The organism is Streptomyces sp. NPDC028331 (assembly GCF_055565775.1).
Map to the genome: position 1 here is coordinate 22,220 of NZ_JBVHTR010000036.1, position 15,784 is coordinate 38,003.

General features: G+C 72.3%; 15 protein-coding genes. 13 read left to right on the forward strand and 2 right to left on the reverse strand.

Translation table 11 applies throughout. The annotated features are described in order from the left end of the window. Positions 1-133: 133 nt before the first annotated feature. From ACZ4SW_RS34815 to der, 12 genes are all read left to right on the forward strand, one after another. Positions 134-2,203, forward strand: coding sequence for a tetratricopeptide repeat protein (locus tag ACZ4SW_RS34815; RefSeq protein WP_468253080.1), 2,070 nt, complete (start codon positions 134-136; stop codon positions 2,201-2,203). Positions 2,204-2,339: 136 nt separating this feature from the next. Next, positions 2,340-3,464 (forward strand): alanine dehydrogenase, encoded by a 1,125-nt coding sequence (ald, locus tag ACZ4SW_RS34820; protein ID WP_468253081.1) that lies wholly within the window; start codon positions 2,340-2,342, stop codon positions 3,462-3,464. 410 nt (positions 3,465-3,874) lie between these two features. Next, positions 3,875-5,008 (forward strand): ParA family protein, encoded by a 1,134-nt coding sequence (locus ACZ4SW_RS34825; protein WP_468253082.1) that lies wholly within the window; start codon positions 3,875-3,877, stop codon positions 5,006-5,008. Continuing rightward, the gene (locus ACZ4SW_RS34830) at positions 4,993-5,574 is read left to right on the forward strand and encodes a hypothetical protein (RefSeq protein ID WP_468253083.1); all 582 of its coding nucleotides are present in this window, start codon (positions 4,993-4,995) and stop codon (positions 5,572-5,574) included. The genes ACZ4SW_RS34825 and ACZ4SW_RS34830 overlap by 16 nt, the downstream gene beginning before the upstream one ends. Positions 5,575-5,593: 19 nt before the next feature. Continuing rightward, positions 5,594-6,760 (forward strand): segregation and condensation protein A, encoded by a 1,167-nt coding sequence (locus ACZ4SW_RS34835; RefSeq protein WP_468253084.1) that lies wholly within the window; start codon positions 5,594-5,596, stop codon positions 6,758-6,760. Next, entirely contained in the window at positions 6,757-7,428 is a 672-nt protein-coding gene (scpB, locus tag ACZ4SW_RS34840; protein WP_468253085.1) for an SMC-Scp complex subunit ScpB, read from the forward strand. Before ACZ4SW_RS34835 ends, scpB begins: the two co-directional genes overlap by 4 nt. Then, entirely contained in the window at positions 7,428-8,501 is a 1,074-nt protein-coding gene (locus ACZ4SW_RS34845) for a pseudouridine synthase (RefSeq protein ID WP_468253086.1), read from the forward strand. Before scpB ends, ACZ4SW_RS34845 begins: the two co-directional genes overlap by 1 nt. Before the next feature lie 199 nt (positions 8,502-8,700). Further along, entirely contained in the window at positions 8,701-9,063 is a 363-nt protein-coding gene (gene aroH / locus ACZ4SW_RS34850; protein ID WP_468253087.1) for a chorismate mutase, read from the forward strand. Continuing rightward, the gene (locus ACZ4SW_RS34855) at positions 9,060-10,145 is read left to right on the forward strand and encodes a prephenate dehydrogenase (RefSeq protein WP_468253088.1); all 1,086 of its coding nucleotides are present in this window, start codon (positions 9,060-9,062) and stop codon (positions 10,143-10,145) included. Before aroH ends, ACZ4SW_RS34855 begins: the two co-directional genes overlap by 4 nt. A gap of 160 nt (positions 10,146-10,305) precedes the next feature. Then, positions 10,306-11,001 (forward strand): (d)CMP kinase, encoded by a 696-nt coding sequence (gene cmk, locus ACZ4SW_RS34860; protein ID WP_468253089.1) that lies wholly within the window; start codon positions 10,306-10,308, stop codon positions 10,999-11,001. Next, the gene (locus ACZ4SW_RS34865) at positions 10,998-11,645 is read left to right on the forward strand and encodes a lysophospholipid acyltransferase family protein (protein WP_468253090.1); all 648 of its coding nucleotides are present in this window, start codon (positions 10,998-11,000) and stop codon (positions 11,643-11,645) included. Before cmk ends, ACZ4SW_RS34865 begins: the two co-directional genes overlap by 4 nt. 73 nt (positions 11,646-11,718) lie before the next feature. Further along, positions 11,719-13,200, forward strand: coding sequence for a ribosome biogenesis GTPase Der (der, locus tag ACZ4SW_RS34870; RefSeq protein WP_468253091.1), 1,482 nt, complete (start codon positions 11,719-11,721; stop codon positions 13,198-13,200). A gap of 74 nt (positions 13,201-13,274) precedes the next feature. Here the strand turns inward: der and ACZ4SW_RS34875 are convergent, their stop codons facing one another. Both ACZ4SW_RS34875 and ACZ4SW_RS34880 read right to left on the reverse strand, forming a co-directional pair. After that, on the reverse strand, positions 13,275-13,601 hold the full coding sequence (locus tag ACZ4SW_RS34875) for a hypothetical protein (RefSeq protein WP_468253110.1): 327 nt from the start codon (positions 13,599-13,601) through the stop codon (positions 13,275-13,277). Positions 13,602-13,686: 85 nt separating this feature from the next. After that, the gene (locus ACZ4SW_RS34880; protein WP_468253092.1) at positions 13,687-14,460 is read right to left on the reverse strand and encodes a hypothetical protein; all 774 of its coding nucleotides are present in this window, start codon (positions 14,458-14,460) and stop codon (positions 13,687-13,689) included. 541 nt (positions 14,461-15,001) lie between these two features. On the opposite strand from ACZ4SW_RS34880, the gene ACZ4SW_RS34885 reads away from it, so the two are divergent. Further along, on the forward strand, positions 15,002-15,658 hold the full coding sequence (locus ACZ4SW_RS34885; protein WP_468253093.1) for a transglycosylase family protein: 657 nt from the start codon (positions 15,002-15,004) through the stop codon (positions 15,656-15,658). Positions 15,659-15,784 lie beyond the last annotated feature (126 nt).

Genomic DNA, 15,784 nt, shown 5'->3' on the forward strand with positions numbered 1-15,784 from the left:
ATCGCCTGATCCGATCGGGGGACGTGCCCGCCGTGCTCCGCCGGGATCGTCGCAGAGCGTCAACTAGGCTCTGACAGCGACCCGCCCGAGACCTCGGCGGGCCCGTGCGCGCAGTGGGACGGGAGTGTGGCCCGTGACGGATCAGGCGGTGGACACAGACGGAAGCGTGCGGTCGGACAGCGGCCCGCGTCCCACCGCCGGCCACGGTCCGTTCCTCGGCCGCACCCGGGAGCTGAAGGAGCTCCGCGCCGACATCGACCGCGCGGGCCTGGACACCCTCGCCGGACGCAAGGCGCCCCGCGCCCGCGTACTGCTCGTCGCCGGCCGCCCCGGTTACGGCCGCACCGCCCTCGCCGAGGAACTGGTGCGCCAGGTCGCGGACGGCTACGAGGGCGGCGCACTGCGCGTCCGCCTCAGCGAGCCCGACGGCACCCCCGTCCCCACCGAGCGCACCGCCCGTGAGCTGCTCACCGCCCTCGGCCTGCCCACCCCGCCCGGCGCCGACGAGGACGAGCTGAGCCAGGCGGTGCGCGCGGCCCTCGCGGAGCGCCGTGCCCTGCTCCTGCTCGACGACGCGGTGAGCGCCGAGCAGGTCGACGCGGTGCTGCCGGACAGCCCCGACTGTCTCGTCGTCGCCGTCTCCGCCGGGCCGCTGACCGGCATCGCGGACGTGCGCCCCTGCACGCTGGGCGGCCTGGACACCAAGGCCGCCCTGGAACTGCTCACCCGGTACGCCGGCTCCGTCCGGGTCACCGTCGACCCGCGCGCCGCCGAGGGGCTCGTCGAGGAGTGCGCGGGCCAGCCCGCCGCGCTCGTCCTCGCCGGGGGCTGGCTCGCCGCCCACCCCAAGGCCGCCGTCGCCGACCTCGCCCGGCACCTGCGCACCGGTGCCGAGGGCGGCTCGCCCCTGGCCCGCACCCTCCGGCTCTCCTACGAGGCGCTGCCGGGACCCGCCCAGCGGATGCTGCGGCTGCTCAGCCTGGCCCCCGCCGGCCTGCCGGACCCGCACACCGCCTCGGCGCTGGCCGGCTGCCCGGTGGACACCGCCCGCACCGCCCTCGAGGACTTCACGGACCGCGGCTTCCTGCGACGCCTCGACTCGTCCCTGCCGCAGTACGAGGTCCCGGGCTGTCTGCTGCCCCAGTTGCGCGCGTTCGCCGAGCGCCACGACCGGCCCGCCGAGCTGCAGCTCGCCCGCGCCCGGATGCTGGAGCGGACGGTGCGGCTGCTGCAGTCCTGCCGGGCGGTCACCGAGACCGACAGCCCCCAGGCCCGCGAGAAGCTCGCCAAACTGCCCCGCGACCTGCGCTTCCCCAGCCCCCGCGCGGCCGAGGACTGGCTGCGCCTGCGGCAGCCCGCGCTGCTGGCGTCGGCGCGGCTCGCGGTCGCCGACGGCGAGTTGGACACCCTCGCCCGGCGCCTGATGGCCGCGCTCGTACGGGCCCTGGTGGCCCACTTCGGCACCCGGGCCGCCGCGCCCGAGCTGTACGGCATCCACCGGCTGGTCCTCGATGTCGCCGAGCGCCGTGGTCTGCACCGGGAGAAGGCCGCGGCCCTGCTGAACCTCGCGGACGTGGATGCGCAGACCGGCCGTACGAGGGAGGCACTGGCCCGCTACCGGGCCGCGCTGGACGCCGGGCGGGCCGGCGAGGACCCGTATGCGACGGGCCGCGCGATGGAATCCGTAGGCGGCGCCCACCAGGAGCTGGGGGACTTCGACCGGGCAGCCGACTGGTACGGCCGTGCCCTGGCCCATCGCCTCGCCCGGGACGAGCGCGTGGAGGCCGCCCGCCTGTACGGCCGCCTCGCCACCGTCCACACCTACCGGGGCCGCTACGGCGAGGCGCAGCGCAACTGGCGGGCGGCGATCGCCCTGCACCGCAGGAGCGGCGATGTGGCCGCGCATGCCCGGGCGTTGAGCGAGCTGGGCCGCGTCCAGGAGTACGCCGGCCGTCCGGAGGAGTCGCTGCGCACCTGCGAGGAGGCCGTCGAGTGGGCGCGGCAGGCCGACGACACGCGGCTGCAGGCGGCGCTCCGGCTCCGGCTGGCCGACACCCTGGAACGTCTGGGCGACCCGGCCGCCGCCGCCCTGCACCGGTCGGCGGCCGAGCGCATGCTGGGAGACGGGCCGCGGGAGGGGACGCCGACCTCGGAACACACCCCTAACGCCTGCGAAATCCGTAGTACACCCGCTGAAGATTGATGCAATGAAAGGCTAGACAGCGGGAACACCTTCATTAAACTGGCTCTGCCGCACGTTCTCTAGCGGTGTCTCCCGGTGTGCCCGTGCACGTCCGGGTATATCCAGCATTGCCCCCACATTCCCTGAGCCAAGGACCGTGATCGACGTGAAGGTCGGCATCCCCCGCGAGGTCAAGAACAACGAGTTCCGGGTGGCCATCACCCCCGCCGGCGTGCACGAGCTGGTGCGCCACGGCCACCAGGTCGTCGTCGAGCGGAACGCCGGTGTCGGCTCCTCGATCCCGGACGAGGAGTACACCGCCGCAGGCGCACAGATCCTGGACACCGCCGACGAGGTGTGGGCCACCGCCGACCTGCTGCTCAAGGTCAAGGAGCCCATCGCCGAGGAGTACCACCGCCTCCGCAAGGACCAGACGCTCTTCACCTACCTGCACCTGGCCGCCTCCCGGGAGTGCACGGACGCGCTGCTGGAGTCCGGCACCACGGCGATCGCGTACGAGACGGTCGAGCTGTCGAACCGCGCGCTCCCGCTGCTCGCCCCCATGTCCGAGGTCGCGGGCCGCCTCGCCCCGCAGGTCGGCGCCTACCACCTCATGGCCGCCAACGGCGGCCGCGGTGTGCTGCCCGGCGGCGTCCCGGGCGTGCAGGCCGCCAAGGCCGTCGTCATCGGCGGCGGCGTGTCGGGCTGGAACGCCGCGCAGATCGCCATCGGCATGGGCTTCCACGTCACCCTGCTCGACAAGGACATCAACAAGCTCAAGGAAGCCGACAAGATCTTCGGCACGAAGATCCAGACCGTCGTCTCCAACGCCTTCGAGCTGGAGAAGGCCTGCCTGGACGCCGACCTCGTCATCGGCGCCGTCCTCATCCCGGGCGCCAAGGCCCCGAAGCTGGTCACCAACGAGCTGGTCTCCCGGATGAAGCCCGGAAGTGTCCTTGTCGACATCGCGATCGACCAGGGCGGCTGCTTCGAGGACTCCCGCCCGACCACGCACGCCGAGCCGGCCTTCCGGGTCCACGAGTCGGTCTTCTACTGCGTCGCCAACATGCCCGGCGCCGTCCCCAACACCTCCACCTACGCGCTCACCAACGCCACGCTGCCCTACATCGTGGAACTCGCCGACCGCGGCTGGGTCGAGGCGCTGCGCCGCGACGCGGCGCTGGCCAGGGGCCTCAACACCCATGACGGCAAGGTGGTTTACAAGGAGGTCGCCGAGGCACACGGCCTGGAGCACGTGGAGCTGGAGTCGCTGCTCGGCTAGCCCGGCCACCGGCCCGGGTTCGATTTCCCGTGCCCACAAGGCGATAGGTCAACACGCCTCGTCAACAGCGCTCATCCGGCCGGACCTTGCCCGACAAGGTCCGGCCGGGTGTGTGTATGGTCACTTTGCGGCACTCGTTCAAGTCGCCTCGAACGCAACCCTTCCACCGTTTCGCACACCGGCGAAACCGGGCGAACGACACCCGTACGCCCTTGACAGCGGGATGTTTCATTGCCGACACATCGATCCGGGTCCGGCGGATTGTGTTGCTGCGGACCGCCGACACGCCATAGAGTCGCCAACCGTCGGCATGGTGCCACGCTGACCTATCTAGAAGTTTCCTGGTCACCAAGGAGGTAAGACGACTTGTGAATGAGTCGACATTTACTCCCGGGGGTGGTCAACCAGGAATGCCTGCGCGGGGCACGGGCCCCACGGGGCTCGAGGCTGTCGGCTCCGTCGCTGTCCGTACCTTCGCAGCCCACCAGAGCCAGAGCCCCCACATGGCTCAGACAGCACACCAGAGCATGGATGGCCAACACGTGAACGCCATGGCCGGCGACGGAAGTGGCGGGGTCCACAGCCACTTCGCCGACTACGAAGAGCTGCCCGAGGGGCACTTCTACGACCCCGACGCCGAATACGAGCCCGATCCCGAGTACGCGGCCACGCTCGCGCCCGACGCGGCCCGGCAGCGCCGTGAGCGCATCGGCCCCACCGGCCGCCCGCTGCCGTACTTCCCCATCCCCGGACCGCTGACCGACCACGGCCCGGCGACGATCATCGCGATGTGCAACCAGAAGGGCGGCGTCGGCAAGACCACGTCGACCATCAACCTGGGTGCCGCGCTCGCGGAGTACGGGCGCCGGGTCCTGCTCGTCGACTTCGACCCGCAGGGCGCGCTGTCCGTGGGCCTCGGCGTGAACCCCATGGAGCTGGACCTCACCGTCTACAACCTGCTCATGGAGCGGGGCATGTCGGCGGACGAGGTCCTGCTGAAGACCGCGGTCCCCAACATGGACCTGCTGCCGAGCAACATCGACCTCTCGGCCGCCGAGGTCCAGCTGGTGTCGGAGGTCGCGCGCGAGTCCACGCTCCAGCGGGCCCTCAAGCCGCTGCTGCCGGACTACGACTACATCGTGATCGACTGTCAGCCCTCGCTCGGCCTGCTCACCGTGAACGCCCTCACCGCGGCGCACAAGGTGATCGTGCCGCTGGAGTGCGAGTTCTTCGCGCTGCGCGGTGTGGCGCTGCTCACCGAGACCATCGAGAAGGTCCAGGAGCGGCTCAACCCCGAGCTGGAGCTCGACGGCATCCTCGCCACGATGTACGACTCCCGGACCGTGCACAGCCGTGAGGTCCTCGCGCGGGTCGTCGAGGCGTTCGACGACCACGTCTACCACACGGTGATCGGCCGGACCGTTCGCTTCCCGGAGACCACGGTCGCCGGCGAGCCGATCACCACGTACGCCTCCAACTCCGTCGGTGCCGCCGCCTACCGCCAGCTCGCCAGGGAGGTGCTCGCCCGGTGTCACGCCGAGTGAGTCTGCCGGGGGCCGACGAACTGTTCCGTACCACCGGGGGAATGGCGCTCCAGGCGTCCACTCCCAGGCGCCAGGCCAACGGCGAGGCCCGGGTGCCGGCTCCCGCGGGCGAGAGCGACCCGGCGGCCGTGGCGGAGGACGCACCGCCGTCGGTGCCCGTGCAGGGCGGCGACGGCGAGGGCGACGAGCACGTCGCGGCGGACGTCGCGGAGACGGAGTCCGGGGAGTCCCGTGCACGGTCCGCGGCCGCGGAGCGGACCGCGCGGCGCGGCGCTGCGGCGGCGCAGGAAGGTTCTGCCGGTGCCTCGGCGGCCCAGCCGCGCAAGCGGGGGCGTGCGGCCGGGCGGCGGCCCAGCGGGCGCGAGCGGCACGACGAGAAGATCACCGTGTACGTGTCCGCGGAGGAGCTGATGGACCTCGAGCACGCGCGGCTGGTGCTCCGGGGAGAGCACGGGCTCGCGGTCGACCGCGGGCGCATCGTGCGGGAGGCCGTCGCCGTGGTGCTGGCGGATCTGGAGTCCCGTGGGGACGCGAGCATTCTCGTACGCCGGCTCCGGGGGCGGTAAGAGGTAGCCTGCGACGGCTATGACCTCGAACGACGGCTCCGCCCCCGCCAACGGTTCTTCCGGCTTCGGCGGCCGTCGCCGTGCGCTGGGGCGTGGGCCCGGGGCCGCCCCTTCGCCCTCGGCGGCCTTGCCGGTGGCTCAGCAGGTGCCCCAGCCGAAAGCGGAACCCGCGCCCGACGAGCCCTCGCCGGAACCCGCGTCCGGGGAGTCCCGGGCTGTCGAACCTTCGCCGGAACCCGCGTCCGGGGAGTCCCGGGCTGTCGAACCTTCGCCGGAACCCGCGCCCGAGGAGCCACGGGCCGTCGAGTCCCCGGCGGAACCCGCCTCCGAGGAGCCGCGGGCCGTCGAGTCCTCGGCAGAACCCGGTGACGGGGTCTTCAAGGTTCGGCTCGACAACTTCGAGGGGCCCTTCGATCTGCTCCTCCAGCTGATCGCCAAGCACAAGCTCGACGTCACCGAGGTCGCCCTCTCCAAGGTGACCGACGAGTTCATGGCGCACATCCGGGCCATGGGACCGGACTGGGACCTGGACCAGACGACCGAGTTCCTCGTCGTCGCCGCCACGCTGCTCGACCTCAAGGCCGCGCGGCTGCTGCCCGCCGCCGAGATCGAGGACGAGGCCGACCTCGCGCTGCTCGAAGCCCGTGACCTGCTGTTCGCGCGGCTGCTGCAGTACCGCGCGTACAAACAGATCGCCGACATCTTCAACCGGCGCACCGAGGAGGAGGCCCGGCGGTATCCCCGTACCGTCGGCCTCGAGCCCCACCACGCCGAGCTGCTGCCCGAGGTCGTCATCAGCATCGGACCCGAGGGGTTCGCCAGGCTCGCCGTGAAGGCGATGCAGCCCAAGCCCAAGCCCCAGGTCTATGTCGACCACATCCACGCCCCGCTCGTCAGCGTGCAGGAGCAGGCCGGGATCGTCGTGGCCCGGCTGAGAGAGCTCGGGGAGGCCAGCTTCCGGGCGCTGGTGGACGACACCGACGACACCCTCACGGTCGTCGCCCGCTTCCTCGCGCTGCTGGAGCTGTACCGCGAGAAGGCGGTGGCGCTGGAGCAGGAGACCGCCCTCGGCGAGCTGCTGGTGCGCTGGACCGGCGGGGACGCGGACGCCGGCGTCATGGTCACGGACGAGTTCGACCGGCCGCCCGAGCAGCCCGAGCCGGCCAAGGAGGAGGAGAAGGCGTGAGCGAGGACACCATCGACGTACCGGCGGGGCTGAACCCCGTCGCCGAGCTCGACCTCAAGCCCGCCCTCGAGGCCGTCCTCATGGTCGTGGACGAGCCCGCGACCGAGGAGCACCTGGCGAAGATCCTCGAGCGGCCTCAGCGGCAGATCGCGGACGCGCTGCGGGAGCTGGCGGACGAGTACACCGTGCAGCGCCGCGGCTTCGAGCTGCGGTTCGTCGCGGGCGGCTGGCGCTTCTACACCAGGGCCGAGTACGCCCCGGCCGTGGAGCGCTTCGTTCTCGACGGGCAGCAGGCCCGCCTCACCCAGGCCGCGCTGGAGACCCTCGCCGTCGTCGCCTACCGCCAGCCGGTCAGCCGAAGCCGCGTCTCGGCGGTGCGCGGGGTGAACTGCGACGGTGTCATGCGCACCCTCCTCCAGCGCGGTCTCGTCGAGGAGGCGGGCACGGAACCCGAAACAGGTGCGATCCTGTACAGGACGACGAACTACTTCCTGGAGCGGATGGGCCTGCGCGGCCTGGACGAACTTCCGGAGCTCGCGCCCTTCCTCCCGGAGGCGGAGGCGATCGAGGCCGAGACCCAGGAGGGCGTACCGTCGTTCGACCCGGACGCTCCCGATGCTCCGGACGCAGACGACGATCACACGACGAAGACGACGACGGAACTTTGATGCGAAGCAGCGGCAGCGGAAAGAGCGGCGGGCGCGGTAACTACCGCGGTGCCGGCAACAACAGGGACCAGAAGCAGGGGCAGGGCCGCCCCCGCAAGCCCCGCCCCGAGGAGCGCCGCTACGACGTCGGCCCGGGCGCCTCCCAGGACGGACCCAAGTCCGGGCGCGGTGGTGCGGCCCGCGGCGGCGCCAAGGGCGGCCCCAGGCAGCCCCAGCAGCGCGACGCCGGGCGCGGCCGTACGGCACCGGCGCGTCCGCGCGAGTACGAGGCGCAGATCGAGGAGCGCAACCGGGCGCGGTACGCGGGCAAGAAGGACATCAAGCTGCCCAAGACCTTCCCGGGCGCCGAGCAGGAGGGCGAGCGGCTGCAGAAGGTGCTCGCCCGGGCCGGATACGGCTCCCGGCGTGCCTGCGAGGAGCTGATCGAGCAGGCCAGGGTCGAGGTCAACGGCGAGATCGTCATCGAGCAGGGCCTGCGGGTCGACCCCGAGAGGGACGAGATCAAGGTCGACGGGCTGACCGTGGCCACGCAGTCGTACCAGTTCTTCTCGCTCAACAAGCCGGCCGGTGTCGTCTCCACCATGGAGGACCCGGAGGGGCGTCAGTGCCTCGGCGACTACGTCACCAACCGCGAGACCCGGCTGTTCCACGTCGGCCGGCTCGACACCGAGACCGAGGGCGTCATCCTGCTCACCAACCACGGTGAGCTGGCCCACCGCCTCACCCACCCCAAGTACGGCGTGAAGAAGACCTACCTCGCGCACATCGTGGGCCCGATCCCGCGCGACCTGGGCAAGCGCCTGAAGGACGGCGTCCGGCTGGAGGACGGGTACGCGCGCGCGGACCACTTCCGCGTGGTGGAGCAGACCGGCAAGAACTACCTCGTGGAGGTGACCCTGCACGAGGGGCGCAAGCACATCGTGCGGCGCATGCTCGCCGAGGCCGGATTCCCCGTGGACAAGCTGGTGCGGACGGCCTTCGGCCCGATCACGCTGGGGGACCAGAAGTCGGGGTGGCTGCGGCGGTTGTCCAACACGGAGGTCGGCATGCTGATGAAGGAAGTCGACCTGTAACACGACGTGCTCCGCAGGGTGCAGGGCCCAGGGCGCCTGAGAGCGCGGGGTCCGGTGCCGGACGGCGAGTGCGGAGTCGTCGTGGCCGGTCGCGCCCACGCGGCCGAGCCGCACATCGGCGCAGTCCCGCGCCCCTGACGGGGCGCGGGTTGCCCTACGCTGGTGGGCAGACGTTTCGTGGACCAGCGAGGAGCAAGACGTGGCGGTACGAGCGGTCCGTGGTGCCGTTCAGCTCGAGCGGGACGAGGCCGGGCACATGGACGAGCAGGTCGGCGCCCTGCTCACCGCCATCCTGGAGCGCAACGGGCTGACCGCCGACGACCTGATCAGCATCTGGTTCACGGCCACGCCCGACCTGCACAGCGACTTCCCGGCGGCCGCCGCCCGCAAGCTCGGCATCGTCGACGTACCGCTGATCTGCGCACAGGAGCTGGACATCGAGGGCGCGATGCCCCGGGTCGTCCGCATCCTCGCCCACATCGAGTCCGACAAGCCCCGTGCGGAGATCGCGCACGTCTACCTCGGTGCCGCCGCCGCCCTGCGCAAGGACATCGCCCAGTGAGGACCGCACTCGTCATCGGCACGGGGCTGATCGGCACGTCCGCGGCCCTCGCGCTGGCCGCCCGCGGGGTCACCGTGCACCTCGCCGACCACGACCCCGAGCAGGCCCGTACGGCCGCCGCGCTCGGCGCCGGTACCGACGAGGCGCCCGAGGGCCCCGTCGACCTGGTGATCGTCGCCGCCCCGCCCGCCCACGTCTCCGCCGCGCTCGCCGACGCCATGCGGCGCGGCCTGGGGCGCGGTTACCTCGACGTGGCCAGCGTCAAGGGCGGCCCGCGCCGCGAGCTGGAGGCGCTCGGCCTCGACCTGGCCCCGTACATCGGCACGCACCCCATGTCGGGCCGTGAGAAGTCGGGTCCGCTGGCGGCCAGCGGCGACCTCTTCGAGGGCCGGCCCTGGGTGCTCACCCCGACCCGGGACACCGACACCGAGGTGCTGAACCTCGCCCTGGAGCTGGTCTCCCACTGCCGTGCCGTGCCGGTCGTCATGGACGCCGACGCCCACGACCGTGCCGTCGCCCTCGTCTCGCACATGCCGCACCTGGTCTCCAGCTTGGTGGCCGCGCGCCTGGAGCACGCCGAGGAGGCGGCCGTACGGCTGTGCGGGCAGGGCATCCGGGACGTGACCCGGATCGCGGCCTCCGATCCCCGGATGTGGATCGACATCCTCTCCGCGAACCCCGGCCCGGTCGCCGACCTGCTCTCGGAGGTCGCCGCCGACCTCGACGAGACCGTCCGGGCGCTGCGGGCCCTGCAGTCCTCCGACGAGGCCAAGCGGCGCGAGGGCACCGAGGGCATCGAGGGCATGCTGCGCCGCGGCAACGCCGGGCAGGTCCGGGTGCCCGGCAAGCACGGCAGCGCCCCGCGCGCCTACGAGACCGTCGCCGTCCTCATCGACGACCAGCCCGGCCAGCTCGCCCGTATCTTCGCGGACGCGGGCAGGGCCGGAGTCAACATCGAGGACGTCCGCATCGAGCACGCGACGGGGCAGCAGGCCGGCCTGGTGCAGCTCATGGTCGAGCAGGCGGCCGCCGCGGTGCTGAGCGCCGCGCTGCGGGAGCGGGGCTGGGTGATCAGGCAGTAGCGCCGGCGTAGGGCCGTCCACGGGGCCGCGCCGGGCGCCGCTCCACCGGGTGAGGGGAAGGCCCGGCATACCGGGCCCGGCGAGCCAGTAACCTTGTGCGGGGCGCCTTCGCGCTCCCGCCCACCCACCCGCCACACCGCACCAGGAAGGTGTCCCCACCGTGGAAAACGGCGCCGCCCGGACCGCCCCGGCAGTGATTGTCGCCATCGACGGCCCCGCCGGCACGGGCAAGTCGAGCACTTCGAAGGCCGTGGCCGCACAGCTCGGGCTGAGCTACCTGGACACCGGCGCCCAGTACCGGGCGATCACCTGGTGGATGGTGAACAACGGCATCGACATAACGGACCCCACCGCGATCGCGGCGGTGGCCGGCAAGCCGGAGATCGTCTCCGGCACCGACCCGAAGGCGCCGGCCATCACCGTCGACGGCACGGACGTCTCCGGGCCGATCCGCTCCCAGGAGGTCTCCTCCAAGGTCAGCGCGGTCAGCGCGGTCCCGGAGGTGCGGGCCCGGATCACCGAGCTGCAGCGCTCGATCGCCGCCTCCGCCGAGAACGGCATCGTCGTCGAGGGCCGCGACATCGGCACGACCGTGCTGCCCGACGCCGACCTGAAGATCTTCCTGACCGCCTCCGCGGAGGCGCGCGCCGCCCGCCGCAACGGCGAACTGAAGGGCGCGGACCTGCACGCCACCCGAGAGGCGCTGATCAAGCGGGACGCGGCCGACTCCAGCCGCAAGACGTCCCCGCTCGCCAAGGCGGACGACGCGGTCGAGGTGGACACCACCGACCTCACCCTGCAGCAGGTCATCGAGTGCGTCGTCACCCTCGTCGAGGAGAAGCGGGCCGGGAAGTGACCGAGGCTCCTTCGGCACGCCGCGCCGAGGTGGGGCGGCGCATCGGTGTTCCGCTGATGTACGGGCTGTGGAAGCCGCGCGTGCTCGGCGCCTGGAGGGTGCCCGCGAGCGGCCCGGCGATCCTCGCCGTGAACCACTCCCACAACATCGACGGGCCCATGGTCATGGGCGTGGCACCCCGGCCGACGCACTTCCTGATCAAGAAGGAGGCGTTCGTCGGCCCCCTCGACCCGTTCCTGACCGGCATCGGCCAGCTCAAGGTGGACCGCACGGCCACCGACCGCACGGCCGTCACCCGGGCGCTGGGCGTCCTCGAGAACGGGGGAGTCCTCGGCATCTTCCCCGAGGGCACCCGCGGCGGCGGCGACTTCGCGTCGCTGCGCGCCGGGCTCGCCTACTTCGCCGTGCGCAGCGGGGCGCCGATCGTTCCGGTCGCGGTGCTGGGAAGTTCCGAGCGGCGGGGACGGTTGATAAAGGGGCTTCCGCCGCTGCGCAGCCGGATCGACGTCGTCTTCGGCGACCCGTTCCAGGCGGGCGACGCGAGTGGGCGGCGCACGCGCAAGGCGCTGGACGAGGCGACCGTGCGCATCCAGAAGCAGCTCACCGAGCACCTGGAAAACGCCAGGCGCCTGACCGGGCGCTAGGCGACACTTGAGTAGTGGATCACCGTAGGTGCGGTGTTCCACCGATCACCACGATGAACGAGGTACGGACTTCATGAACGACCAGATCCAGCCCGACGGCTCGGCCGAGCACGAGTACGAGCACGGGGCGCTCGGCGACGCCGAGTACGCGGAGTTCATGGAGCTCGCCGCGGAAGAGGGCTTCGACCTCGAGGACGTCGAGGGCGCCATCGAGGAGGCCGGACACGGGCCGCTGCCCGTGCTCGCCGTCGTCGGCCGCCCCAATGTCGGCAAGTCGACCCTGGTGAACCGGATCATCGGCCGCCGCGAGGCGGTCGTCGAGGACAAGCCCGGCGTCACCCGCGACCGCGTCACCTACGAGGCGGAGTGGTCGGGCCGCCGCTTCAAGGTCGTCGACACCGGCGGCTGGGAGCAGGACGTCCTCGGCATCGACGCCTCCGTGGCCGCGCAGGCCGAGTACGCGATCGAGGCCGCCGACGCGGTCGTGTTCGTCGTCGACGCCAAGGTCGGCGCCACCGACACCGACGAGGCGGTGGTGCGCCTGCTGCGCAAGGCCGGCAAGCCGGTGGTGCTCGCCGCCAACAAGGTCGACGGCCCGAGCGGCGAGGCCGACGCGGCGTACCTGTGGAACCTGGGCCTCGGCGAGCCGCACCCGGTCTCGGCGCTGCACGGCCGCGGCACCGGCGACATGCTGGACGCCGTTCTCGAGGCCCTGCCCGAGGCGCCCGCCCAGACCTTCGGCGGCGCCGGGGTGGGCGGACCGCGCCGCGTCGCCCTGATCGGCCGCCCGAACGTCGGCAAGTCCTCACTGCTGAACAAGGTCGCGGGCGAGGAGCGCGTCGTCGTCAACGAACTCGCGGGCACCACCCGCGACCCGGTCGACGAGCTGATCGAACTCGGCGGAAAGACCTGGAAGTTCGTCGACACGGCCGGCATCCGCAAGCGGGTCCACCTCCAGCAGGGCGCCGACTACTACGCCTCGCTGCGCACCGCCGCCGCCGTCGAGAAGGCGGAGGTCGCGGTCGTCCTCATCGACGCCTCCGAGTCCATCTCCGTGCAGGACCAGCGCATCGTCACCATGGCGGTGGAGGCGGGACGCGCGCTCGTGCTCGCCTTCAACAAGTGGGACACCCTCGACGAGGAGCGCCGCTACTACCTGGAGCGGGAGATCGAGACCGAGCTGGGCCAGGTCGCGTGGGCGCCGCGCGTGAACGTATCGGCGCGCACCGGCCGCCACATGGAGAAGCTGGTCCCGGCGATCGAGACCGCGCTGGCGGGCTGGGAGACGCGCGTCCCCACGGGCCGCCTCAACGCGTTCCTGGGTGAGCTGGTGTCCGCCCACCCGCACCCGGTCCGCGGCGGCAAGCAGCCGCGCATCCTCTTCGGCACGCAGGCGGGCACCAAGCCCCCGCGGTTCGTGCTCTTCGCCTCCGGCTTCATCGAGGCGGGCTACCGCCGCTTCATCGAGCGGCGGCTGCGCGAGGAGTTCGGCTTCGAGGGAGCGCCGATCCACATCTCGGTGCGTGTCCGCGAGAAGCGCGCCAAGAAGAAGTGACGTGACGTGACACGAGGGCCGGCCTCCGACGGAGGCCGGCCCTTCTCCGTGTGCCGCGTGCTCTGCCGCCCCGCTCACAGCCCCCGGCGCGGCGCGGGCGGCAGCGCCGGGACGTGGTGCATCCCCCGCGCGTGCCGCGCCACCTGCTGCCAGACCGTGGCCGCAGAGGCCGTGTGGCCGTGCTGGGCGGCCAGGTGCCCGGTCCCGTGCTGGGGGGAGGCGGAGAAGGCGGTGAAGCCCAGCTCCTCCTCGCCGGTGCGGTCGCCCGGGCACGCCCGGAAGGACCTGACGTACTCGGCGTAGAGCGCGTCGTAGATCGGCGTGGCGGAGGGGTCCTGGGCCGCTGCCCCGGAGCGGATCGGCTGATAGGACTGGCGGCGGGGGACGTCGTATGCGTGCACGTAGGTGCCAACGACCCCGCCGCCCAAGGGATGCGCACCATTAGTCCGCTTCGTCGCCGGGGGCGCGCAGCATCGAGCCCGGGTCTCAGATGCCTGCCAGCGGCAGCGCCGCGGCGACGAGCTTGCCGTTCGCCGCCGCCCTGTCCAGCGCCTCCCGCAGCAGGTCCTCGCGCGGCTGACGCCCGATCGACCCCACCGGTGCCGCGAACATCAGCACCTGCTGGTGCTTGTTGGCGGCCGCCCGCCAGCCGTCCGTCACCTGCAGCGGCTGGTGGGCCTGCCACCACGCCACCGGCTGTCCGCCGTTCGCCCCGGGCTGCAGCACCGCGTGGAGCTGGCCCACCGCGAGCAGCACCGACCAGCCGTGCAGGACCGGCGGCACCGACTCGATCGCGGTCAGCGGCATGAAGCCCTGCTCGATGAGCAGGGGGAGGAAGTCGTCGCCGACCCCGGTGGTGCCCGGGCGTGCGATCGGCGCGGTCGGCTCCACGACGAGCGCCGGGTGCAGCTCCCCGGCGATCAGGACGAGTCCGCTGGTGACCCCGAGCACCGCCTGCTCGGGGACGGCCGTACCGGGCCCCTGGTCGGCGGTGATGGAGCGGACGGCGCCCTGCAACTGCTCCTCGGTGACCTGGACGACCTGGGAGGGCAGGCAGGTGGCGTGGGCGAAGGCGAGGACGGCCGTCTCCTCGCCGACGAACAGGACGGTGCTGGTGCGCTCCTGTGCGGAGTCGCCCGGGGTGCGGCAGGAGGTGCAGTCGTAACTGCCCGGGGCGTTGTCTCCGGCGAGCAGCCGGTCGGCTTCTTCGTCGCCGATCTCGGCGCGTACGGCGTCGCTGACGTCGAGCATGCGCGGCACGGGTGGCTCCCTCGGGATGCGGTGCGTGACGGTGCCGGGTGGCTCCCGGCCCATGAGCCCGGGGGTCCCCGGCTCATGAAGAAGACAACGGGTGATCTGTGGCCGGAGTCACGCCCGGAGGCGAACGGAATCGAACCAACCAGCGCGCAGGGTGAGGCTCACAGCGGAATCGATTACTCCATGTCAACTTCGGTGACCGGCGCGCAAGTTGGCTCCGTGAACTGACTCACAGATCGCCGCGTCGGCTGGTCGACAAATCCGGAAATCAGGGAATGAAGTGGGTGGCCGAAAATCGCCGATACCTGCGGTAACAGCCAACTGGCCTGGAATGACAGCGAGTTGGTTGATTCCGGGCTGTCGATCTCCCTACATTCCTCCGCCGTGTGCAACGAGCACCGCCTGGGAACGTCCACCGGGCGCGCCGCACAGCCGGCGCGCAGCACCACCTCCGGTGGACGGGGCGGAGTGCGACGACCGCGTTCCATGCGCGGGACGACGTGCCCCGCCTGGGGGGATCCCGGGTCCGTGGAGAGGGAATTACATGTCCGAATGTGCCGATAACGCCCGTAAGACCCGTACGACCCGTAACTCGGCGGTCCTCGCCGGCGCGGCTCTGCTCGCCCCGCTCGGACTGCTCGCCGCCACCGGCAACGCCGCCGCGGCCGACGGTGGAGTGTGGGACCGCATCGCCCAGTGCGAAAGCGGCGGGAACTGGCACATCAACACAGGCAACGGCTACTACGGAGGACTGCAGTTCTCCGCCGGCACCTGGCGTGCGTACGGCGGCACCGCCTACGCCCCGACCGCCGACCAGGCCTCCCGTGAGGCGCAGATCGCCGTCGCCGGCAAGGTCCAGCAGGCCCAGGGCTGGGGCGCCTGGCCGGTCTGCTCGCAGCGCGCCGGAGCCTACGGCAGCGCCCCCGCCGCGTCGGGCGGCGCGGTGAGCACCCGTTCCTCCTCGGCTGCGGCCACCACCGAGTCCGCCCCGGCCGAGAAGACCTGGAAGGCACCGCAGCACTCGACGGGCCACACCAACCGCAGCGCGTCCCGCGGCGACTACACGGTGCGCAGCGGCGACACGCTCAGCCGCATCGCGGAGCGGCACGGCACCACCTGGCAGCGACTGTACGAGCGCAACAAGGCGGTCATCGGCGGCGACCCCGACCTGATCGTCCCCGGGCAGCGGCTCGAACTCTGACCGTGCCCGCCCTTCGGGCCCTGACGTCACCAGGGGGCGTCAGGGCCCGAAGCCTTTCGCGCAGGCCCACGGAGCTGCCGCCGCCCGCGGGAGTGCCACGGGCGGAGCGGCCCGCCACGGTCTTCC